This window comes from Photobacterium sp. SKA34 (assembly GCF_000153325.1).
In the GTDB taxonomy this organism is placed as follows: Bacteria; Pseudomonadota; Gammaproteobacteria; order Enterobacterales; family Vibrionaceae; genus Photobacterium.
In genome coordinates, this window is record NZ_CH724143.1 from 720,463 (window position 1) to 741,671 (window position 21,209).

18 protein-coding genes are annotated in these 21,209 nt (G+C 40.9%); 11 read left to right on the forward strand and 7 right to left on the reverse strand.

Annotated features, from left to right (window positions below):
• Positions 1-52 precede the first annotated feature (52 nt).
• The 4 genes from dcd to SKA34_RS16130 all read left to right on the forward strand — a co-directional run bounded on the left by dcd (position 53) and on the right by SKA34_RS16130 (position 5,827).
• Complete coding sequence (gene dcd, locus SKA34_RS16110; protein ID WP_006646599.1) at positions 53-646, forward strand: dCTP deaminase; 594 nt, start codon at positions 53-55, stop codon at positions 644-646.
• A 230-nt stretch (positions 647-876) separates the two neighbouring features.
• Positions 877-3,069: an AsmA family protein gene (locus SKA34_RS16115; RefSeq protein WP_006646600.1), complete on the forward strand. Its 2,193-nt coding sequence runs from the start codon at positions 877-879 to the stop codon at positions 3,067-3,069.
• Positions 3,070-3,231: 162 nt separating this feature from the next.
• Positions 3,232-4,194, forward strand: coding sequence for an inner membrane protein YhjD (yhjD, locus tag SKA34_RS16120; RefSeq protein WP_006646601.1), 963 nt, complete (start codon positions 3,232-3,234; stop codon positions 4,192-4,194).
• 580 nt (positions 4,195-4,774) lie between these two features.
• The gene (locus SKA34_RS16130; protein ID WP_006646603.1) at positions 4,775-5,827 is read left to right on the forward strand and encodes a metal-dependent hydrolase; all 1,053 of its coding nucleotides are present in this window, start codon (positions 4,775-4,777) and stop codon (positions 5,825-5,827) included.
• A gap of 55 nt (positions 5,828-5,882) precedes the next feature.
• On the opposite strand, the gene SKA34_RS16135 is transcribed toward SKA34_RS16130, so the two are convergent.
• The 6 genes from SKA34_RS16135 to rne all read right to left on the reverse strand — a co-directional run bounded on the left by SKA34_RS16135 (position 5,883) and on the right by rne (position 14,179).
• The gene (locus tag SKA34_RS16135; protein WP_006646604.1) at positions 5,883-6,317 is read right to left on the reverse strand and encodes a phosphate-starvation-inducible protein PsiE; all 435 of its coding nucleotides are present in this window, start codon (positions 6,315-6,317) and stop codon (positions 5,883-5,885) included.
• 154 nt (positions 6,318-6,471) lie between these two features.
• Positions 6,472-7,077, reverse strand: a complete 606-nt coding sequence (gene cobO, locus SKA34_RS16140; protein WP_006646605.1) for a cob(I)yrinic acid a,c-diamide adenosyltransferase — start codon at positions 7,075-7,077, stop codon at positions 6,472-6,474.
• A 9-nt stretch (positions 7,078-7,086) separates the two neighbouring features.
• Positions 7,087-7,914, reverse strand: a complete 828-nt coding sequence (locus SKA34_RS16145) for an adenosylcobinamide-GDP ribazoletransferase (protein ID WP_006646606.1) — start codon at positions 7,912-7,914, stop codon at positions 7,087-7,089.
• Positions 7,911-8,939, reverse strand: a complete 1,029-nt coding sequence (gene cobT / locus SKA34_RS16150) for a nicotinate-nucleotide--dimethylbenzimidazole phosphoribosyltransferase (RefSeq protein WP_006646607.1) — start codon at positions 8,937-8,939, stop codon at positions 7,911-7,913. Before cobT ends, SKA34_RS16145 begins: the two co-directional genes overlap by 4 nt.
• A gap of 158 nt (positions 8,940-9,097) precedes the next feature.
• The gene (locus SKA34_RS16155) at positions 9,098-10,654 is read right to left on the reverse strand and encodes a SulP family inorganic anion transporter (protein ID WP_006646608.1); all 1,557 of its coding nucleotides are present in this window, start codon (positions 10,652-10,654) and stop codon (positions 9,098-9,100) included.
• Between the two features lie 240 nt (positions 10,655-10,894).
• On the reverse strand, positions 10,895-14,179 hold the full coding sequence (rne, locus tag SKA34_RS16160) for a ribonuclease E (protein ID WP_006646609.1): 3,285 nt from the start codon (positions 14,177-14,179) through the stop codon (positions 10,895-10,897).
• A 434-nt stretch (positions 14,180-14,613) separates the two neighbouring features.
• Here rne and rluC point away from each other — a divergent pair, with 434 nt between their 5' ends.
• Positions 14,614-15,558, forward strand: coding sequence for a 23S rRNA pseudouridine(955/2504/2580) synthase RluC (gene rluC / locus SKA34_RS16165; RefSeq protein WP_006646610.1), 945 nt, complete (start codon positions 14,614-14,616; stop codon positions 15,556-15,558).
• Positions 15,559-15,621: 63 nt separating this feature from the next.
• Here rluC and SKA34_RS16170 read toward each other — a convergent pair whose 3' ends face one another.
• Positions 15,622-16,203, reverse strand: coding sequence for a nucleoside triphosphate pyrophosphatase (locus SKA34_RS16170; RefSeq protein WP_006646611.1), 582 nt, complete (start codon positions 16,201-16,203; stop codon positions 15,622-15,624).
• Between the two features lie 460 nt (positions 16,204-16,663).
• Here SKA34_RS16170 and yceD point away from each other — a divergent pair, with 460 nt between their 5' ends.
• The 6 genes from yceD to fabG all read left to right on the forward strand — a co-directional run bounded on the left by yceD (position 16,664) and on the right by fabG (position 21,180).
• Positions 16,664-17,182 (forward strand): 23S rRNA accumulation protein YceD, encoded by a 519-nt coding sequence (gene yceD / locus SKA34_RS16175; protein WP_006646614.1) that lies wholly within the window; start codon positions 16,664-16,666, stop codon positions 17,180-17,182.
• A 20-nt stretch (positions 17,183-17,202) separates the two neighbouring features.
• Positions 17,203-17,373 carry a 50S ribosomal protein L32 gene (rpmF, locus tag SKA34_RS16180; protein ID WP_005368719.1) on the forward strand — a complete coding sequence of 57 codons (171 nt, stop codon included), beginning with the start codon at positions 17,203-17,205 and terminating at the stop codon, positions 17,371-17,373.
• 9 nt (positions 17,374-17,382) lie between these two features.
• A complete protein-coding gene (gene plsX / locus SKA34_RS16185) occupies positions 17,383-18,408 on the forward strand; it encodes a phosphate acyltransferase PlsX (protein WP_198138497.1) in 1,026 nt (341 codons plus the stop codon).
• Positions 18,409-18,413: 5 nt separating this feature from the next.
• On the forward strand, positions 18,414-19,370 hold the full coding sequence (locus SKA34_RS16190; RefSeq protein ID WP_005368715.1) for a beta-ketoacyl-ACP synthase III: 957 nt from the start codon (positions 18,414-18,416) through the stop codon (positions 19,368-19,370).
• 119 nt (positions 19,371-19,489) lie between these two features.
• Positions 19,490-20,419, forward strand: coding sequence for an ACP S-malonyltransferase (fabD, locus tag SKA34_RS16195; protein ID WP_006646616.1), 930 nt, complete (start codon positions 19,490-19,492; stop codon positions 20,417-20,419).
• Positions 20,420-20,445: 26 nt separating this feature from the next.
• Entirely contained in the window at positions 20,446-21,180 is a 735-nt protein-coding gene (gene fabG, locus SKA34_RS16200) for a 3-oxoacyl-ACP reductase FabG (protein WP_006646617.1), read from the forward strand.
• Positions 21,181-21,209: the final 29 nt, after the last annotated feature.

The window sequence follows — 21,209 nt, forward strand, 5'->3', positions numbered from 1 at the left end:
AGTATTATTTTATTGATAATACGTGTGTTTTGTTATTCAGGAGAAAGCTCAAATGAGACTTTGTGACAAGGATATCAAGGCGTACCTTGATGAAGGAAAAATCAATATCGAGCCACGTCCAGCTGATGATTGTATTAGTGGTTTAACTGTTGATGTGACCCTTGGTAATAACTTCCGTATTTTTAATGATCATGGTGCACCCTTTATCGATCTTTCAGGAAAGAAAGAAGATGTAGCAACGCAACTTGAGAAAGTCATGAGTGATGAAATTGTTGTTGAGGAAGGAGAAGCCTTTTTCCTTCATCCAGGACAGCTCGCTTTAGCCGTGACACATGAATCAGTGACATTACCTGCCAATATCGTAGGTTGGTTGGATGGACGTTCATCATTAGCGCGTTTAGGCCTAATGGTACACGTTACTGCACACCGTATTGATCCAGGTTGGTCTGGCCGTATCGTACTTGAGTTTTATAATTCAGGTCGCTTACCACTGGCATTACGTCCACATATGCCAATTGGTGCGTTAAGTTTTGAAACCTTATCTGGTGAAGCTGAAAAACCGTATAACAAACGTGTAGACGCTAAATATAAATATCAGCAAGGTGCAGTAGCAAGCCGTATTAACGAAGATGATAAAGAAAGTTAATTTTGGTCTTCAATAATTCGTATTTTTAGAGGCAATCCATAGTGATTGCCTTTTTATTATGTGTCATATTTTATCGCCGATAGTATTATCATGATGTTTAAGGGCGAAACTATCATTATAAATCATTGTCATAACGCAGAGCTTAATAATATTAAGTTTATATTTTAATAGTTTATATTTCTTATGCAGATTCCTTATCGTGATAATGGGTGCTATGGAAAGAGGGTAGTATGAAAAAATTACTGTATGTTTTAATCGGTATTATTATCGTCGTTGTACTTGGGATCACAGCCCTTGTCACGTTAGTAAATCCTAATCAGTTTAAAGCTGTGATTGCAGAGCAAGTAAAAAAGCAAACAGGGCGTGAATTGGATATTCACGGTGATATTAACTGGCGTTTTTTCCCAACATTAGGTTTAAGTGTGGGGGAAACAACGTTAAATAACCCTCAAGGCTTTGCTCAGCCAAACCTGATTCAATTTAAGCAGGCTGAGCTGTCTGTTTCAGTATTGCCACTCTTATCTCATGAGCTTGATATTGGCAAAGTTCATTTAGATGGTGCGCATGTTTTTGTTCAAACACTTAAAGATGGTCGTAGTAATTTAGATGGCTTAGCTGAAAAGTCATCAACGAAGGAAGTGAATGACTCAACAGTACCAAAAGCAGATAAAGATGCTGTTAATAATGTTCAGGATGAGAAGTCAACTGCATCAAAGGTAACGGCACAGCCGTGGAAAATATCGCTTGCTGGGGTTGAACTTATCAATGCTAGTGTTGATATTATTAATGACAAAACCGCATCAAATATCGCGTTATCTAAGGTGAACTTCACCTTAGATAAACTGGTACCAAAGACATGGACGAAGGCGACATTTGATATTTCGGGCAGTGCAAATGCGCTACAATTTGCAGCTAAAGGCAGTACCGAGTTGAATTTGTCTTCTACATATCAATTAGATGAATTAAAAAATCTAGATTTATCTCTGACGGCCCAAGATGGAAAAACAGAGATAAAACACGCTCAAGTAGCGTTGGATCATTTTAAGTATGGTCAATGGGCAACAATTAATTTAAACATAGATGGACAATTACCTGATTTGGCTTTTGTTACCAAAGGGCAAACCCAGCTTAAACTGTCGTCGGATAGAAATATTCTAACATTGGAAAACCTCTCAATAGATAATGCATTGTCAGGCAAAGCGTTACCTCGCCCTAAGATGCAGGTAAACATTAAAACCAATGCTAGTTATGATTTAACAACAAAAACAGTGAAGTTATCAAAACTCGATGCAAATGCTGATGAGCTTGCATTAATGGGAGATATGTCATTTATCAATCGTGATGTTCCCGTGATCCGTTTTAACTTATCCAGCGACAATATTAATGTTGATAACTGGCTTAAAAAGCAGCACGGAGTGGTTTCATCTGAAAAGACAGCTGCATCAGAACAAGCTGCGAATAACACATCAACCGAAATCGCTGCGTCAACGCCACAACAATTATCTTCACAATCGGCATCAAATACTCAACCTGTAATACAAGAGCCGGATCTTTCAGTATTAAAAGGCATTGATGTTGACGGAACGATAATGGCGAAAAAGTTTACTATCTCAAATGCACATTTGTCTGATGTGAAACTGTCGGTTGTCATTCTAAATGGGATTGCAAAGCTAAATTCGTTTACGGCAAATTTATATAAAGGCACAGTGAGTGCATCAGCACAATTGAACGTTAACGCACCTTTAGCTAGCTATCAGCTCCATAATCAAATAAAGGGCGTTGATATCCAGCCATTACTTGAAGATGTTGCTAATAATAAGCAGTTAGCTGGACGTGCAAATATTACCGCCAATCTTGCAGGTAAAGGTTTATCTTCACAACATTTGAAAAATAATAGTACAGGTACGATTAATGTGAATCTGACCGATGGGGCTGTTTATGGTGTGAATATATCTGAGATGATCCGTTCAGCGAAAGCGCGTTTAAAAGGTGAGAAGTTAGCTGATAGTCAGAAGCAAAAGAAAACAGATTTCTCTTCTTTAACGGCATTGCTGCAATTAGGACAAGGCCAAGCTAAGATCGATAATCTTCATCTCGCTTCACCATTACTTAATATTAATGGGGATGGTACGACTGATTTAAATAATGAGTCATTAAACTTTTCTGTCGATACCGCTATTGTAGCAAGTGGTAAAGGGTTAGATGAATTGAAAGGGATTAATGTTCCTATTAGAATAAAAGGCACATGGCAGCAGCCTAAATATCAATTAGACTTAAAAAACCTCTTTAAGCAAAATAGCGGATTAGAGCAGAAAGCGAAGAAAGAGCTAAACCGAGGTCTTGAAAAGTTATTGGGTGATAAAGCTAAAGATGAAAAGATTAAAAATGTAGCGGATCAATTGCTTAAAGGTTTGTTTAACTAATAATACTTTTACGTTGGTCACGTTATTACTTAAAAGGTTTGCTTATTAAGGCAAGCCTTTTCTATTTTATATGATACTAAAAAGTAAATGGCGACTTTATAGTAAGAAGGTGAGCAGTGATTACTGTAACTTGATAAATGAATGACGCCATGATGATGAATTATGATAGATAAACCGACGTCGAAAGATGAAAAAACAACCTTGATGTCAAAAGTAAGGGTGATTGTTACTTTTGTGGTCGATAAAATAAAAGCATTACCTCCCATTGATCACTTGATTCGCGCTGCTGACCGCTTTAATGATCGGTTAGGGAGTCAGTTTGGTGCAGCAATCACTTATTTTTCTTTTTTATCACTTATCCCTATTTTAATGGTGTTGTTTGCAGCTGCGGGTTTTATATTGGCCTCTAATGCCTCATTGTTAAATAGTATTATTGATAAAATAGTTGCGGGTGTTACTGATCCAAATTTAGCAACGACATTAAAAAACACCGTTAATATTGCAATTAGCCAGCGTACAACCGTCGGTTTAAGTGGTTTAGCCATTGCTTTGTATTCTGGTATTAGCTGGATGGGTAATTTACGTGAAGCCATTCGAGCACAAACCCGAGATGTATGGGAACGTAAACCTGAAGATAAAGATCATTTTTTACTGCAATATGTTAAAGACTTAGTCGCACTGACTGGGTTAGTGGGGGCATTAATTTTTACCGTTGTGCTAACGTCAGTTGCAGGCTCTGCACAAGCAACGATTGTTAATGCGCTAGGCTTAGGAAATATTACTTGGTTACGCCCTGTTCTTACCGCAACAGCTTTAACAATATCGATCTGCGCCAACTATCTTATGTTTTTATGGATCTTTTGGATGTTACCAAAGCGCCGTTTTAATCGCTGGGCATTGATGAAAGGAACACTACTTGCCGCAATAGGCTTTGAAGCAATTAAGTTTGCCATGACATTTATGTTACCTAAACTGGCAAGTTCACCATCAGGTGCAGCGTTTGGTTCAATTATAGGCTTAATGGCATTTTTCTATTTCTTTGCACGTCTAACGTTATTTTGTGCCGCTTGGATCGCGACAGCGAATGAACACCGAATAGTAACAGTCAACGATGCTGAAAATTAATAAACAGTGCTAGATAAGAGAGAGGGGTGACAAAAAATGTCATCCCTTTTTTGTGCGGAAAGCTCTAGAGCCGTTAGGAATTGACTGATTTTATTACATTCTATGCCAATAAAAGGTTCAATGGTTTAATGACAGATCAAAGCGTAACTAACGACAGAAATAGCCATCGTTATAAAGGCATTAATATCAATAGAGAGTAAGATAATACTAACAAATGTAATGTATGCGATAGCGTAACCTAGAACTTAATTTTCATTATGTTAAAGGGGAACATTGCAATGTCCGCGGTTAAAAGAGAGTCGCCCTTGATTAAGTTCTGGAACGGTGTTTTTGCTGACAGCGAGGGCAATATTTTTTCATTATTATTACCTCTAAATAGACTTACAAGGCTTGATATGCAGGCTACATCCATGTCTATATTAGTGATGCTTATACTACAAAAGGCAGGAGTTTTGTTTAAACGATTAATTTAAATATTTTGTTTTGGTATGGTTAGCTGAGTAATATGTTAGTAGTTTATTTGTTGAAATGACAATAAAAAATTTCGTATTAATAAATAACGACATGCAAAGGAGTGAATGTGGATTCAATAACGCAAGCAGCATTAGGCGCATCTGTTGCAGCGGTTGTGGCTGGACGTCACTGTAAACCGAAAACGTTAATAGCAGGAGCCGCTTTAGGCACTTTGCCAGATCTGGATGTATTTATTAGCTATGGCGACGCTATTTCAGATACGGTGAAACATCGTGGTTTTAGCCATTCACTTTTTGTGTTGTTACCGTTTTCTTTATTACTGACCGTATTATGGTACCGCTTTCGACCTACAGTATTAACATTTAGCCGGTTATGGTTACTGATAGCGGCCTGCTTAATCACCCATCCATTACTAGATTCGTTTACCACTTATGGCACTCAGCTTTTCTGGCCTTTAGATGTCAGCGTAGCCATATCCAGCATCTTTATTATCGATCCGCTTTATACCTTATCTCTACTGGTTATGTTGATTGCGAGCCTAATGTGGCGGGAAAAAATGGCTAAGTTATGTGGTCTTGGATTATTAATATCAAGTTCCTATTTAGTATGGTCTGTAGTGGCTTATTCAATCATAAACCAGCGCCTCCATGATGAAGTTAAAAGTACGCCTTTAGCCAATAAACCGATATTTATTAGTCCAACACCGTTTAATACTGTGTTGTGGCGGATCATTATTTTAGATGGTAATAAATATAATGAGGGTTTTTCCTCATTATTAGATAGTAAAAAGAACGGCGCATATTCCATTCAATGGGCTCAGCGAGAGCGGGGATCCTGGCCGCTGGAGCAAACTTCAAAGCATGTTAATGATCTTATAAAATTTTCAAATAACTTTATGCAATACAAGACCATTGATAACCAAGTAGTAGTAACAGATTTACGGCTAGGCTTAACTGAGTATCTCCCCTTTCGATTTGTGGTTGCGAAACGAGCACCTCAAAAAGATTGGCAATTAATTCCCCCGATTAAAATAGAAAAACAAAAGGTAAAACCGGAACACCTTCCTGCTTTATGGCTACGTTTGCTGGGTAACCAAGATGTGAATGCCGATCTTTGTCATATTAATGAGTGTCCAGAGGTAACCGCAAGTCAAAGTTAAAGATTAAAAGTAAAAAGGCACTATTGAGTGCTTTTTTGATTTTTATATCAACAGATTAGTCATCAGATTGTTTTTTGGTTGGATCCTCTTGCGTTTCATAAGGCCAGTAATGATGACCGATACGAATAAGTACTGTTGCCGCGGCTAAAACAAATGCGGCTAAGGATAACCAAATAATAAAAGTGCCATCTAGTTCTTTCATACCCAATGTGATGTAGCGAGCAATCGCCATTATTGCAATATAGATAGGATAGCGAACTGGAATTTTACCATTAACAACAAACTGTTGAACCATGGCCAATATTTCCAAATAGATGAACATTAAAAGAATGTCCGTTAGTTGAATATTTCTCTCTACGATGACATGTATAAATTCATTAAACATGGCAACGACGGTTGAAAGTGTTATCCCAACCAAAAGAATGGCTTCTAAGGTATGAAATATTTTAAGAAAAGGTTTGCTAAACGCTTTTGGTAAATGGGAAGGCATAATTGCTCCAAAAATAGCATTAATGGCTGATAAGCATGCGGTTATTATATGAAGCTATAGACTCTGTGACAGTAATAAATGTAAAAAATTAACTGGATGTTGGTTATTTAGCCATTAAAAGTAAGGTTTATTACTTTTAATGGCTTTTTAGTATTTACCAATCAATCCCTTTTCGTGCTTTTATCCCGCTTTCGAAGGCATGCTTAACATTACGCACTTCTGATACAGTATCGGCAATGTCGAGTAATTGTCGGTGTGCCGCTCGTCCTGTAATGATCACCGACTGTGTCGTAGGACGCTGTTCTATAGCTTCAATAACGTCATCTAACGCAATGTAATCGTAGGTGATCATATAAGTAAGCTCATCGAGTAATACAACATTATAGCTATCATCAGCTAGCATTGCTTTACACTGTTGCCATGTTTCTTTCGCAGCAGCCGTATCGGCTTCTTTGTTTTGGGTTTCCCATGTAAATCCAGTCGCCATTACTGCAAAGTTGACACCGTGTTGCTCTAGTAAATTACGCTCACCACAATCCCATGTGCCTTTTATAAATTGCCCGACACCACAGTGCTGACCATGACCGACAGCTCGCGCAATCATGCCAAATCCAGAAGTAGATTTTCCTTTACCATTACCAGTGATTACCAGAACCAGTCCTTTCTCTTGTTGGGCTGCATCGATACGAGCATCGACTTGCTCTTTTAATTTTTGTTGGCGCGCTTTATGGCGATCATCCTTGTTAGTTGTATCTGTCATCTGAAATCCTTAAAAATGATAATGACTCGCAAAGGTCAATAATGTCAGGTATCCGGTTATCTCTGCAAGTTGTTGTGTCGCTCCTAAACAATCACCGGTATATCCACCTAGTTGCCGTTTGAACCAATAGCCACAACTTTGACGAATAAAGACGGTTGTTATAAGACAACTTAATGCGAGAGATAGAGGTAATATTGAAAGTATTAATATTCCAGTCGTTAGTAATATCCCAATATCTAGCAAAGATTGCTGATTGGCTAAAGGTTTAACTTTACTGTCCTGATCTGCGCGTACATAAGGGTAAGAGAAGATAAGACTTGCAGCAGCAATTCGACTTATACATTGAATCACAATGAAGGCATAAATAGGGAGGTAGAGGTTTATATCAGCCAATGAGACCAATGTTACCCATTTTAAACCTAATGCCATTATTAGTGCTGAAGCGCCATACGTACCAAGGCGAGAATCTTTCATTATATTGAGCTTTGACTCAATCGTCCAACCACCACCAAAGCCGTCAAACACATCAGCTAGTCCATCTTCATGGAAAGCTCCCGTGAGTAAGAGGCTTGAAATCATTGCTATACCAATCGCAATTGTAGGGGGGAAAAGCAGAATAAATATTAGGTATATTAAGCTACATATCCCTCCAACAATAAGACCAATAACACCAAAATAGCGATTGGCATGATTTAATCGCTCAGTGCTAAATGGAGTACTGATTGGTATAGGAATACGAGTGAAAAACGCGAGTGCGACTAAAAAGAGTTGCCATTGATATCGATAACTACTTTCCGTTAGTGATGCTTTGTTCTCAGTTTGGTGTTTGGTGCTCACACAGTAACCCCTGCATCATCAAAACTCGCCATATCATTGTAAAAGGCACACGCAGCTTTAATTAAAGGCAATGCCAATACTGCTCCAGTTCCTTCACCTAAACGTAGGCCTAAGTTAAGTAATGGCGAGGCATTAAGATGTTGAAGCATACGGTGGTGTCCGGCTTCTTCTGAATGATGACAGAAAACAAGATAATCGATAACATGTGGATTGAGCGCGACAGCCAGTAAGGCAGCTGCAGTTACAATGAAGCCATCAACCAATACAATCATGCGGTTTTCAGCCGCTTGTAATATACCACCTGTGATTTGCGCAATTTCAAAGCCACCAACAGCGGATAACACTTTTAACGGATCGCCTGTCGCACTATAGTGATGTTTACAGGCAAGACGAATAAGCGCTAATTTCTTTTGATATTGGCTGTCATCAATACCTGTACCATGCCCGGTGCAAGCATCTGCAGGAAGATTTAACAGTAATGCCATAATCGCGGCAGCACTGCTGGTATTACCGATCCCCATTTCCCCAAAAGCAATAAGGTTGGTCCCTGATTGATGTAGAGAATCAACAACGCTCGCTCCTGAAGATATTCCTTGTTGTACGGTATCAAGCGACATTGCATCCTGAGTGGTGAAATCTTGAGTTCCTTTGCCTAATGACTGTCTGATTAAATCTGGATGGTCATCAACATCGCCTAAAATCCCAGCATCAACAATTTTAAGCGCCATATTATTGCTGCGGCAAAAACAGTTCGCTGCTGCACCGCCGGCCAAAAAATTATGTACCATTTGGGTGGTGACTTCTGCGGGCGCAATACTTATTCCATGATGTGAAACTCCATGATCTGCTGCAAAAATAAGGAGATGAGGATTATCAATGGTTAGTGTATCGCTTTGTTGGATTAAAGCGAGTTGTTCAGCAAGTGGTTCTAATTGGCCTAAAGCACCAATGGGCTTCGTTTTATTATCAATGCGTTTTTTAATGTGGATAGATTGAGTTTTATCAACAGGAGAAATGGTAAACACAGTGCGAATCCTTTGCCGAATGTTTGAAATATTAATCACTTAATAAGATGATTGTTTCAGAAAAACGGACATAAGGGGAGCCGAAACGAGAAAAAAAAGGAAAAACATGATCTACAGGTAAAAAAAGCCCACCTTGTAAGTGGGCTTGTAAATATATCTTAGCCGAGTACGTCGGAAGCAACTTTATAGGTTGGATCTTCAAGAACGTTAACTTCTACCAAACTGCCTGCTTTTTTCAGCAGTTTACTGCACTCAGGGCTTAAATGACGCAAATGAATGGTTTTATTACGATTAGCATAACGTTCTGCAATTGTATCAATCGCTTCGATAGCGGAATGATCGGCAACACGTGATTTAGCAAAATCAATGATCACTTCTTTTGGATCATTTTGAGCATCAAATAACTCAAGGAAATGTGATACTGAACCAAAGAAAAGTGGACCATTTACTTGGTAAACTTTTGCACCATTATCATCAATGTGGCTTGCCGCATAAATTTCTTTAGCGTGATTCCAAGCGAACACGAGTGCAGAGTAGATAACACCGACAAGGACTGCAACCGCAAGATCTGCAATTACCGTAACGCTAGTTACTAAGATAATGGTAAAGAAATCGTGCTTAGGCACTTTACGCATCATCTTGAAGCTTGCCCATTCAAAAGTCCCGATCACAACCATGAACATTACACCAACAAGTGCTGCAAGCGGGATCATTTCAATAAATGATGAACCGAATAAGATGAACAGTAGTAGGCCAATGGCAGCAGTAATACCGGATAAACGACCACGACCACCTGAGTTAATATTGATCATTGATTGACCAATCATGGCACAACCGCCCATTGCACCGAATACTGAACAAGTAACGTTTGCAACACCTTGGCCAACACATTCACGGTTACCATGACCACGTGTATTTGTCATTTCATCAATAACAGTTAGCGTTAGTAATGATTCGATTAAACCAACGGCTGCAAGAATTAATGAGTAAGGCAAAATAATTTTTAGGGTTTCGAGGTTAAAGCCAACATCCGGTAAAGCGAATGTTGGTAAAGAGCCTGCAAGTGTTGCATTTGCGTCACCACTCATGGTGCGAACAAAATCGACGACAGTGCGAGAGTCTAAACCTAAGATATGAACTAATGCTGTAACAGTTAAAATGGCAACAAGTGAAGAAGGGACTGCTTTAGTTAGTTTTGGTAAAAAATAAATGATAAACATGGTTAACGCAACCAAGCCTAACATGATGTAAAGCTGTGTGCCGTGCATCCATTCTAAGCCGCCATTAAGAGCCGGAACTTTAAACTGGCCTAACTGAGCTAAGAAAATCACAATCGCAAGACCGTTAACAAAACCGATCATAACAGGATGAGGTACCATTCGAATAAATTTACCGAGACGGAACACTCCCGCTAGAATTTGTAGTAAACCAGCAAGCATGACGGCAGCAAAAAGATATTGAATTCCGTGCTGGGCAACAAGGCTAACCATTACAACGGCCATTGCACCTGTGGCACCTGAAATCATACCTGGACGACCACCTAGAATGGCAGTAATTAAACCTACTATAAAGGCTGCGTATAAGCCAACCATCGGGTCTACGCCAGCAACGAATGCGAAAGCAACGGCTTCAGGTACCAGCGCAAGTGCAACGGTTAAACCTGAAAGTACGTCGTTTTTGACGGATTGATGAGTTTTTTGGGGAAAATCTAACATGTTAGTTGAGGATTCTTCTATTATTGGCTGTATTTAAAGCGCATTTTGGTTAACGGAATGCTACAGAAAGTTGTAATTAGCTTCAACTTTTGTTGGCTAATAACGGCATTTACTCCGCTTACAAGTAAAAAATTAGAGCTATATGTAATCATTAAACATAAAGTGCGCTGGTTTTGACTCATAATTAGATAATAAAAAAGCCATGCAAGAGCATGGCTTTTTCATTGCTAAACGTAACTTTTAGTCAAAAGAAGGTTTAGTCATTGGTGCTGCAGCACTGTTTGTTGCTGTTTGGCTACCCGCTGCACGAGTATTGGTACGCTCGCGTAATGGTGCCGCTTGAACAACAGATCCTGAAACATGCTCTTCAGGTGCTGGCGCTTTTGTCATTGCAGAAGCAGCATGGAAACCACGAGGTGAGGTTGCCATTACCGCTGTTGCTACAGCAGGTAAATCAACAACTGGAGCTACAGGTGACTTAATTTCAACTGTCTCTTCTATTTTGATTACCGGAGCTGCTACTTCTTCAACAATAACAGGTTGCTTGATTACTGACTCTACAGCAGGCTCAGACTTTATTTCTACTGTTGTTTCTTCTGCTGTAAAGCGTGGGAAGACTTTACCCATCGCCATTTCAGGAATAGCAACACCAGAAAGTGTCCTTGCTTCAACTGCAACTACTTCAGATTTAGCTTCTACTATTGGTGTATTAATGATGATGTCATTTGTTTCAACTTCATCAATTACATCTGCAGTATCGGCTTTCTCTTTTGTGATGTTTTTCTCAACAGTTGCTTCAACGGCTGGCTTGATACGAGACCAAACTTTACCCATTGCCATTTCAGGAATTGCAACACCTGAAGTAGGACGCATTGTTTTTGGCTTTTCAACGATAGAAACAACATTGACCATCTCGCTAATACTATCGGCAGCATCAACAGCTGCTTGCTCAATAGCATTTGCTTCTTCATTGGTAACAAAGTCAGATTTCTCTACGCGTGTATCACGCATACGGCGACGGCGTTGACCACTTGCACGTAAATGACGTGGTGAGCGGCGATTACGACGTTGAGTGCCCTCTTGCTCTTCATTATCAGTTTGCTCGTCAGTCACACTTTGAGTTTGTTCAGGTTTGTCTTGTGCTTCTTTAGCAATGCTAGTACCCAATGCCATTAATGGTGATGGCGTTTGTTCTACAACAGTCTCAACAGCTTCAACTTTTTCGACAGCATCAACTGCTACATTTTGTTGTTCAACTGATTTTTCAACATTATCTGTGATACGTACTTTTTTACGAAGTTGACGACGCTGGCGACGTTGCTTCACTTTTACCGCTTTTTCTTCGCTATCACGTTGTGCATCAGCAGGTTGTTCAGTTGTGGCTTTAGCTATTTGCTCGCCTTGTTGTTGACGTTGCTGTTTTTGCGCTTGAATTTCTTCTTTACGAGACTGACGCTTTTGCTCTTTCGCTTCATCGTTATTACGGTTTTGGCGAGGAGCTTTTGCAGCCTTATCGTTTTGCTGTTGACGGTTTTTGTCGTTACGGTCATTGCGGCGACGATTTTGGCGTTGCTCGTTATTACGTTCTTGACGTTCGTCATTGTTCTCAACATCGTTGTTATCTTGTCGACTATTACGACGGTTGTTATCACGACTGTTGTCACGGTTATTACGACGGTTGTCAGAACGATCGTTGCGACGATTGTTGTTGCGACGATTATTTTGATTGTTGTTTTGTTCTGCTTTTGCTTCAACAGGTTTCTCTTGTTGCTGTTCAGGGCTACCAGAGAAGAATGATGCTAATGCAGAGAAGAAACGGCTCAAAAGACCAGGTTTCTGGGTTGATTCAGTGACAGGCTTAGCCGCTACTTTTGGTGTCGGCTTAGCTGCAGGTTTTGCAACAGGAGCTGGTTGTTTTGGTGCAGTGAAACCTTGAAGTACTGGCTCTTCACGTTTTTTGATAACGCGCTCAGGTTGTGGTATTTCAATCGCTTCAGCTTCTTTTAACGCTTCTAACGTTTTAGGAATATGGTATGAAAGTGTGTCTTGCTCTTCACCTTCACGAATACGCAGAACTTCAAAGTGCGGCGTTTCCATATCAGAGTTAGGAACGATAACAACACGTACACCGTGGTACTTTTCAATGTGTTGAACTGAACGACGCTTTTCGTTTAGAAGGTACGAGGCAACAGGCACAGGCACAATAGCAAGTACTTGTGAGCTGTTATCTTTCAGTGCTTCTTCTTCGATTAGTCGTAGGATTGATAATGATAGTGATTCATTATCACGAACCACACCAGTACCAGAACAACGAGGACAAACGTGGTGGCTCGCTTCTGCAAGAGAAGGGCTTAAACGTTGACGAGACATCTCAAGTAGACCGAAACGTGAGATTCGACCGATTTGAACACGTGCGCGATCCATACGAACAGCTTCACGTAAACGGTTTTCAACTTCACGCTGGTGGCGAACAGGTGTCATATCAATAAAGTCGATAACAACCAGACCACCTAAGTCACGTAGACGTAATTGACGTGCAATTTCATCGGCAGCTTCTAAGTTTGTCTGTAATGCTGTTTCTTCAATATCGCCGCCCTTTGTTGCACGAGCAGAGTTAATATCGATAGACGTTAATGCTTCTGTTGGGTCAATAACAACAGAGCCACCTGAAGGTAAACGAACTTCGCGCTGGAACGCAGAGTCAATTTGGCTTTCAATTTGGTAGTGGCTAAATAGTGGAACCTCACCCTCGTAACGCTTAACGCGAGACAAGAAATCAGGACGAACTAATTTAATATGATCACGTGCGCGGTCGAAAATTTTCGGGCTATCGATTAGAATTTCACCGATGTCACGACGTAAATAATCGCGGATTGCACGAGCAATCACATTACTTTCTTGGTGGATAAGAAACGGAGCTGATTGTGAATCGGCTGCTTCTTTTACAGCATTCCAATGGTTAAGTAGAACGTTTAAATCCCACTCAAGCTCTTCACCTGATTTACCCACACCAGCTGTACGTACAATTAGGCCCATACCTTGCGGTAAGTCTAATGTGCTTAGTGCAGCTTTAAGTTGGGTACGCTCTTCACCTTCGATACGACGAGAAATACCGCCAGCACGAGGGTTGTTAGGCATTAAAACAAGGTAACTACCCGCTAGAGAGATAAAAGTAGTAAGGGCTGCGCCTTTGTTTCCACGTTCTTCTTTATCAACTTGAACGATAACTTCTTGGCCTTCTTTTAGGACTTCCTTGATATTAGGACGACCTTGGTAAGAATAATTGGCAGGGAAGTAATCTTTCGCAACTTCTTTAAGAGGAAGGAAACCATGACGCTCAGCACCATAGTCAACGAACGCTGCTTCCAGACTTGGTTCGATGCGTGTGATGCGGCCTTTGTAGATATTTGCTTTTTTAGATTCGTGACCAGGGCTTTCGATATCAAGATCAAATAGCTTTTGGCCATCAACTAATGCGACGCGCAACTCTTCCTTCTGAGTCGCGTTAATCAACATTCTTTTCATTATATTGTACTCATTTATTGTCGTTGTATTAGTATGCTAGTTACATCTGTTTTTTGATGGCGCCGGACTCCAAGTCTGATGTACGGTTGCAACCTCACGGTTGGAATGCAGGAGTGCTTTCTGGCCACACTTATCAGCCAACTGTATGTGAGATGGTTAGATCTAAAAAATACAGCTGGTATCACCACATTGAAGTGGTTGTATCTGTCACATCAAAAAAAAATGTAATTTGACGCACTAAAAAACTCCGATAACCCTAACGTCTTACGCCATTTGCTGCGTTTATTATCTGAGTTGTATAAAAAATAGCCATAAAGATGATTATATGCTCATCTTGTCAATGAAGTAGGCAAAAAAACCTACCTCAGCACACAATGATAGCAGGCTCACTTTTTTGCGGCAATCTGCTTTATTTGCGTGATACAATCAAACCCATGACAGAAGATAAACCTAAAGTGCAATTCATCGACATTAGCGATGACTTTGCAGGCCAGCGGATTGATAACTTTCTCCGCGCGAGGCTTAAAAACGTACCAAAAAGTATGATTTACCGCATTTTGCGTAAAGGCGAGGTGCGAGTAAACAAAAAACGTATTAAACCTGAATATAAATTGCAGGATGGTGATCTAGTACGCGTACCGCCGGTTTTTGTTCCTGAAAAAGAAGAACAAGCACCAGTAAGCACTAAGTTGAATAAAGTCGCTGAATTAGAGCATTGCATCATCTATGAAGATGATCATCTATTAATTCTGAATAAACCATCAGGAACGGCCGTTCATGGCGGCAGTGGCTTAAAATTTGGTGCTATTGAAGCATTAAGAGCGTTACGTCCTGATGCTCGATTTTTGGAACTCGTTCACCGAATTGACCGTGATACCTCGGGCATTTTGTTAGTGGCAAAGAAGCGTTCAGCTCTTCGTCAACTGCAAGAGCAATTTAGAAATAAAACGGTGCAGAAATATTACTTCGCTTTAGTAATGGGAGAATGGAAAGCGAATTGCCGAAAAGTCACTGCGCCGTTGTTAAAAAATGAAGTAAACAGCATTGTACGTGTTAACCCACAGGGGAAAGCATCCGATACGCGTTTTAAAGTATTAGAGCGATTCCCTCTGGCGACATTGGTACAAGCTAGCCCTGTAACGGGTCGTACGCATCAGATTCGTGTGCATTGCCAGTATGAAGGTCACCCTATTGCTTGGGATGATCGTTATGGTGATCCACGTTTTGATGCCTACACTAAAAAAACAGGTTTAGGGCGTTTGTTCCTTCATGCTGCAAATATCAAATTTACGCATCCAAGTACGGATGAAGCGATGGATATTAGCGCGCCAATGGAGCCGGCTTTAGAACGTTGTTTGGAAAAACTACGTCAAATGTAACCAAAGTGAAAGGCGAGAAAATGGTCTCGCCTTTTGTTTAGCATAAATGTTAGTGATCAAGCCTTATAAGACAGAAACGCCCTCATTAGCTAACATATCAGTTAATGCAATCAAGGGTAATCCTACGAGCGTGTTAGGGTCGCGCCCTTCGAGTTTATCAAATAGAGCAATTCCTAAACCTTCGCTTTTAAAACTCCCAGCACAATATAAAGGTTGTTCTTTTCTCACGTAATTTTCAATTTGTTGTGACGTCAGTATTTTAAAGTGAACATGAAAGGGGTCACAAATGACTTGAGTTGACTGTGTTTTTGCATTGTAAACACATAGCCCTGTATAAAAGGTAATGGTTTTGCCACTTGCGGCTTGTAATTGCTTACAAGCATTTTCTTCAGTATGGGGTTTACCTAATATTTTTCCATCAATCAAACAAACTTGATCTGATCCTATAATAAGAGAGTCTGGGTAAGAACTAGCACAAGCTTTGGCTTTTAATTGGGCGAGCCGACAGACTAATTCTTGGGCGGACTCTGTGGGTAATACCGTCTCATCAGTTTCAGGGTTTGCCGTTTCAAAAGGGAGCGCTAACTTTTCGAGTAGCATTTTTCGGTAAGGAGAGGTTGATGCCAGTAATAATGGTTGTGTCATAACAGTACTCTACACATCTAGAGAAATTTTAATAGAACAATGATATAGGAAGTTTCATTAGGATTGCTGCAACTTTTATTCGGATTATATTAAATTGTGATTGTTGTATTACAGTTGTTTCATTCCACAATTCGGTGTATGTTCCCGCGTAATTTGCTAGATCCTCAACCAGACCAATGAGAAGACCCATGTTGATTAAAAAGTATGTGGGTTATCAAAAGCGACTGCGTCATGATCATAGGTCTGTGTTAGTTGCTTTCTGCGCTATGTTGGGTGTTATTTCATCGATTGTTCCGACACGATCAAGTGATTGAGTAGCAGACATTTATAATTTTATTACTGAGATGTGGTGTTGAAGCGTTTTGTAATTTTCATCACAGCATGAGAATTGGTCAAAAGCTGTTAAATCGCACACATTTCCTTTGACTCAAACAGACTATAAGGCTAATATTCGCGCCCTATGCAAAAGGTAAAATTGCCGCTAAAGGTAGATCCAGTACGCACAGCACAAAAAAGACTCGATTATGATGGCATCATCAAAGCCGATCTTTTGTCTCGCCTAGCTGAATCAACCCAGAGCGTAATAAGTGATGTAAACGTCAACTTGTCTTTTGACCTTGACCAACGTCGTATTCCTTTCATCCGCGGTATCGCAGATGTAGACGTGATGTTGACCTGTCAGCGATGTCAGGGAGAATTTCCACACCATATTCATGTGGAATTCTGTTATAGTCCGGTTCGCAACGAAGAAGCCGTAGATGAGTTACCGGAAGCCTATGAGCCGACAATCGTCGACGAAAATGGCGAGATCAACTTGATTCAACTCGTTGAAGACGAATTGATTCTGGAATTACCACAAGTCGCAATGCACGACGATGCTGATTGTGAAATTGGCTCGAAGAACATGTCTTTTGGTGAGATTCCCGTTGCTGATGAGCGTCCGAATCCGTTTGCAGTATTGAAAAATCTTAAGAGTTAAATTTAACAGGAGTAGGGTTAATGGCCGTACAAAAGAGCAAAAAATCACGTGCAGCACGTGGTATGCGTCGTTCACACGATGCCCTAACTACAGCAGCAGTTTCTGTAGATAAAGCATCTGGTGAGACTCACCTACGTCACCACGTGACAGCTGACGGTTTCTATCGTGGCCGCAAGGTTATCAACAAGTAAGGTTGAACCTTGATGGGTCTTACCGTTGCACTTGATGCAATGGGCGGGGATTTCGGTCCTCAAGTAACAGTGCCTGCCGCCGTGCAGGCACTGTTGCATTCGCCTGAGCTCAAACTTATTCTTTTTGGTGATCTAAGTGCAATCACTGCGCAATTAACTCTCCTCAATAAGCTTAACCATCCTAGGCTAACGATCGTGCATTGCGATAGCGTTATCGCCAACGAAACACGTCCATCACAAGCCCTTCGACATAGTAAGGGGTCATCTATGCGTATGGCATTAGATGCAGTTGCAGCAGGTCAAGCGGATGCATGTGTCAGCGCAGGTAATACTGGCGCACTCATGGCATTATCACGTTTTGTGTTGAAACAACTTCCCGGTGTTGAGCGTCCTGCATTAATCTCAGCGATACCCAATCGTGGTGCACATCCGACATGGCTTCTTGATCTTGGCGCGAATGTGTCTTGTGATGCTGATACTTTATTCCAGTTTGCTGTTATGGGCTCTGTTCTTGCTGAACAAACCTTAGGCACTACGCCGCGTGTCGCATTATTAAATATTGGCGAAGAAGAGATCAAAGGTAATGATTTGGTCAAACGTTGTGCTGAAATGTTGATTCAATCGCCGGATATCAACTATGTTGGCTACGTTGAAGGTCACCAACTTTATTCAGATAAAGCCGACGTTATAGTGTGTGATGGTTTCGTTGGCAATGTGAGTTTAAAGACTAGTGAAGGGGTTGCAAACTTATTTATTGAACGGATAAAAGGTGCAATAGGTAGAAACCCAATTCGACGCATTATTGCTAAATGGCTGTTTAGTGAGCTCTTTGAGGGCTTGCAACAGTTGAACCCCGACCAGTATAACGGTGCAAGTCTGTTAGGATTGCGCGGTATTGTGATTAAAAGCCATGGAAGTGCTGATACTGTCGCTTTCGCTCAGGCGATAAGTGAAGCGGTTTACGAAGTTAAACGGCAAATACCGAACAAAATCAGTGACCGTTTAGAAGAGGTCCTACTCGAGAGGCACTATTAGTCTTCATGAATAGCAAAATTCTAGGAACTGGCAGCTACCTGCCACAACAAGTACGCTCGAATGCGGACTTAGAAAAAATGGTAGAAACAAGCGATGAGTGGATTGTGACACGAACAGGTATTCGTGAACGTCGTATTTCGTCTGAAGATGAAACTGTTGCCGTGATGGGCTACCAAGCTTCATTAAAAGCAATTGAGATGGCGGGGATTGATAAAGAAGATATCGATCTGATCATTGTTGCCACCTCTAGCGCCAGCCATTCATTTCCATCAGCAGCTTGCCAAGTGCAAGGTATGCTAGATATTAAGGGCTGCCCTGCATTTGATTTATCAGCGGCATGTACAGGTTTTGTTTATGCGTTAAGTGTTGCTGATCAGCATATCAAAACGGGGATGGCGAAAAATGTACTCGTTATTGGTTCTGATGCGCTTTCTCATTGCTGTGACCCAGAAGATCGCTCAACCATAATTTTATTTGGTGATGCGGCGGGTGCAGTTGTGATTGGCGCTAGTGAAGAGCCTGGCATTATTTCAACGCATTTATATGCTGATGGTCATTTTGGTGGTTTATTAAGTCTAGCAGTACCAGAACATGGTAAAGATTTTGATGCCAACAAGTGGCTTTACATGGCAGGTAACGAAGTCTTTAAAGTAGCGGTTACCCAGTTATCGAACTTAGTGAAAAGTACGCTTGCTGAAAATAATATGGATAAGTCAGAGTTAGATTGGCTTGTGCCTCACCAAGCAAATATGCGTATTATCTCAGCGACAGCGAAAAAATTATCAATGTCGATGGATCAAGTTGTGGTTACGCTTGATCGTCATGGTAATACATCAGCAGCAACAGTCCCAACAGCATTAGATGAAGCGGTTCGTGATGGCCGTATTCAACGTGGTCAAACATTATTACTAGAAGCGTTTGGTGGCGGTTTCACTTGGGGCTCAGCATTAGTGAAGTTTTAATCGAGTGATTAAATGTTTCTGGTTGTTTTTATTTTTAGTGTATTAAAACGAGTAAGTAATATATTAGTTTTAATGCATATTAATCGACTAATGATTAGTCAATAAAGAAGGATTCTCGAATGTCTAAGTTCGCGATTGTTTTCCCAGGTCAGGGCTCTCAAACCGTTGGTATGCTAGCTGAATTAGCAGAACAATTTGATGTGGTTAAAGAAACGTTCTCTGAGGCATCTGATGCGCTAGGTTACGATCTTTGGGCGCTGGTTCAAAATGGCCCAGTAGAAGATTTAAACCAAACACAACGCACTCAGCCTGCATTGTTAACAGCATCTGTTGCGATTTGGCGTGCATGGCAGCAGCAAGGTGGTGATCAACCAACTTTACTTGCTGGCCACAGTCTTGGTGAATACTCTGCACTAGTTTGTGCTGGCGTTATTGATTTTAAAGTTGCGGTAAAATTGGTTGAACTTCGTGGTCAACTAATGCAAGAAGCAGTACCAGCTGGTGTTGGTGCTATGTCTGCAATTATCGGTCTTGATAACGATGCAATTGCGAAAGCGTGTGAAGAAGCGGCTCAAGGTGAAGTATGTTCCCCTGTGAACTTCAATTCACCAGGCCAGGTTGTTATTGCGGGTAATAAAGAAGCCGTAGAGCGTGCAAACGTACTATGTAAAGAAGCAGGTGCTAAACGTGCGCTTCCTCTTCCTGTTTCAGTGCCTTCTCACTGCGCATTAATGAAACCTGCGGCGGATAAACTTGCAGTAGCACTAGAAGCTATCGAATTTAATGCGCCGTCCGTACCTGTTATTAACAATGCTGACGTGACAACAGAAACTGATCCTGCAGCTATTAAGCTTGCACTTGTTAAACAGCTATACAGCCCAGTTCGTTGGACTGAATCTGTTGAGCTTATGGCTGCAGAAGGTATTGAAGAATTATTAGAAATGGGTCCAGGTAAAGTATTAACTGGCCTAACTAAGCGTATTGATCGCGCACTTAGCGGTGCTGCAGTTAATGATATTGCTTCATTAGAAGCGGCTATGGCTAAGTAGTCATTAAGCTTTAAAGAGGATTTACAATGAGCCTGGAAGGTAAAGTTGCACTAGTTACAGGTGCAAGCCGTGGTATCGGTCGTGCAATTGCTGAAATTTTAGTAGAGCGTGGCGCAACAGTTATTGGTACTGCAACATCTGAAAGTGGTGCTGAAGCTATTAGTGCGTATCTTGGTGACAAAGGTAAAGGTCTCGCTCTAAATGTGACTTCACCTGAGTCTATTGAATCAGTTTTAAAACAAATTAAAGTAGATTTTGGCGATGTTGACATTTTGGTGAACAATGCTGGTATCACTCGTGATAATCTGTTGATGCGCATGAAAGATGATGAATGGCAAGATATCCTAGATACGAACCTAACATCTATCTTCCGCCTTTCTAAAGCGGTACTGCGTGCAATGATGAAAAAACGTAATGGTCGTATCATCAGTATCGGCTCTGTTGTGGGTACGATGGGTAATGCGGGGCAGACGAACTACGCAGCAGCAAAAGCTGGCCTATTAGGTTTCACAAAATCAATGGCACGCGAAGTAGCTTCTCGTGGTATTACTGTGAACGCAGTCGCGCCAGGTTTTATTGAAACAGATATGACCAAAGCGTTAAATGATGACCAACGTGCAGCAACACTTGCAAATGTACCTGCTGGTCGTTTAGGCGATCCGCGTGAAATTGCAGCAGCAGTTGCATTTTTAGCCTCGGATGATGCTGCTTACGTAACGGGCGAAACTTTGCACGTTAACGGCGGTATGTACATGATTTAATCAAAAGATTTGCAATACTTAATGACGCA

Bases quoted from the DNA above. Each gene is read 5' to 3' on its own strand.
- yceD (WP_006646614.1), top strand. From the start codon at position 16,664: ATGCAAAAGGTAAAATTGCCGCTAAAGGTAGATCCAGTACGCACAGCA.
- cobO (WP_006646605.1), bottom strand. From the start codon at position 7,077: ATGACAGATACAACTAACAAGGATGATCGCCATAAAGCGCGCCAACAA.
- SKA34_RS16135 (WP_006646604.1), bottom strand. From the start codon at position 6,317: ATGCCTTCCCATTTACCAAAAGCGTTTAGCAAACCTTTTCTTAAAATA.
- SKA34_RS16115 (WP_006646600.1), top strand. From the start codon at position 877: ATGAAAAAATTACTGTATGTTTTAATCGGTATTATTATCGTCGTTGTA.
- rpmF (WP_005368719.1), top strand. From the start codon at position 17,203: ATGGCCGTACAAAAGAGCAAAAAATCACGTGCAGCACGTGGTATGCGT.
- fabD (WP_006646616.1), top strand. From the start codon at position 19,490: ATGTCTAAGTTCGCGATTGTTTTCCCAGGTCAGGGCTCTCAAACCGTT.
- fabG (WP_006646617.1), top strand. From the start codon at position 20,446: ATGAGCCTGGAAGGTAAAGTTGCACTAGTTACAGGTGCAAGCCGTGGT.
- rne (WP_006646609.1), bottom strand. From the start codon at position 14,179: ATGAAAAGAATGTTGATTAACGCGACTCAGAAGGAAGAGTTGCGCGTC.
- dcd (WP_006646599.1), top strand. From the start codon at position 53: ATGAGACTTTGTGACAAGGATATCAAGGCGTACCTTGATGAAGGAAAA.
- SKA34_RS16170 (WP_006646611.1), bottom strand. From the start codon at position 16,203: ATGACACAACCATTATTACTGGCATCAACCTCTCCTTACCGAAAAATG.
- SKA34_RS16155 (WP_006646608.1), bottom strand. From the start codon at position 10,654: ATGTTAGATTTTCCCCAAAAAACTCATCAATCCGTCAAAAACGACGTA.
- SKA34_RS16190 (WP_005368715.1), top strand. From the start codon at position 18,414: ATGAATAGCAAAATTCTAGGAACTGGCAGCTACCTGCCACAACAAGTA.
- yhjD (WP_006646601.1), top strand. From the start codon at position 3,232: ATGATAGATAAACCGACGTCGAAAGATGAAAAAACAACCTTGATGTCA.
- rluC (WP_006646610.1), top strand. From the start codon at position 14,614: ATGACAGAAGATAAACCTAAAGTGCAATTCATCGACATTAGCGATGAC.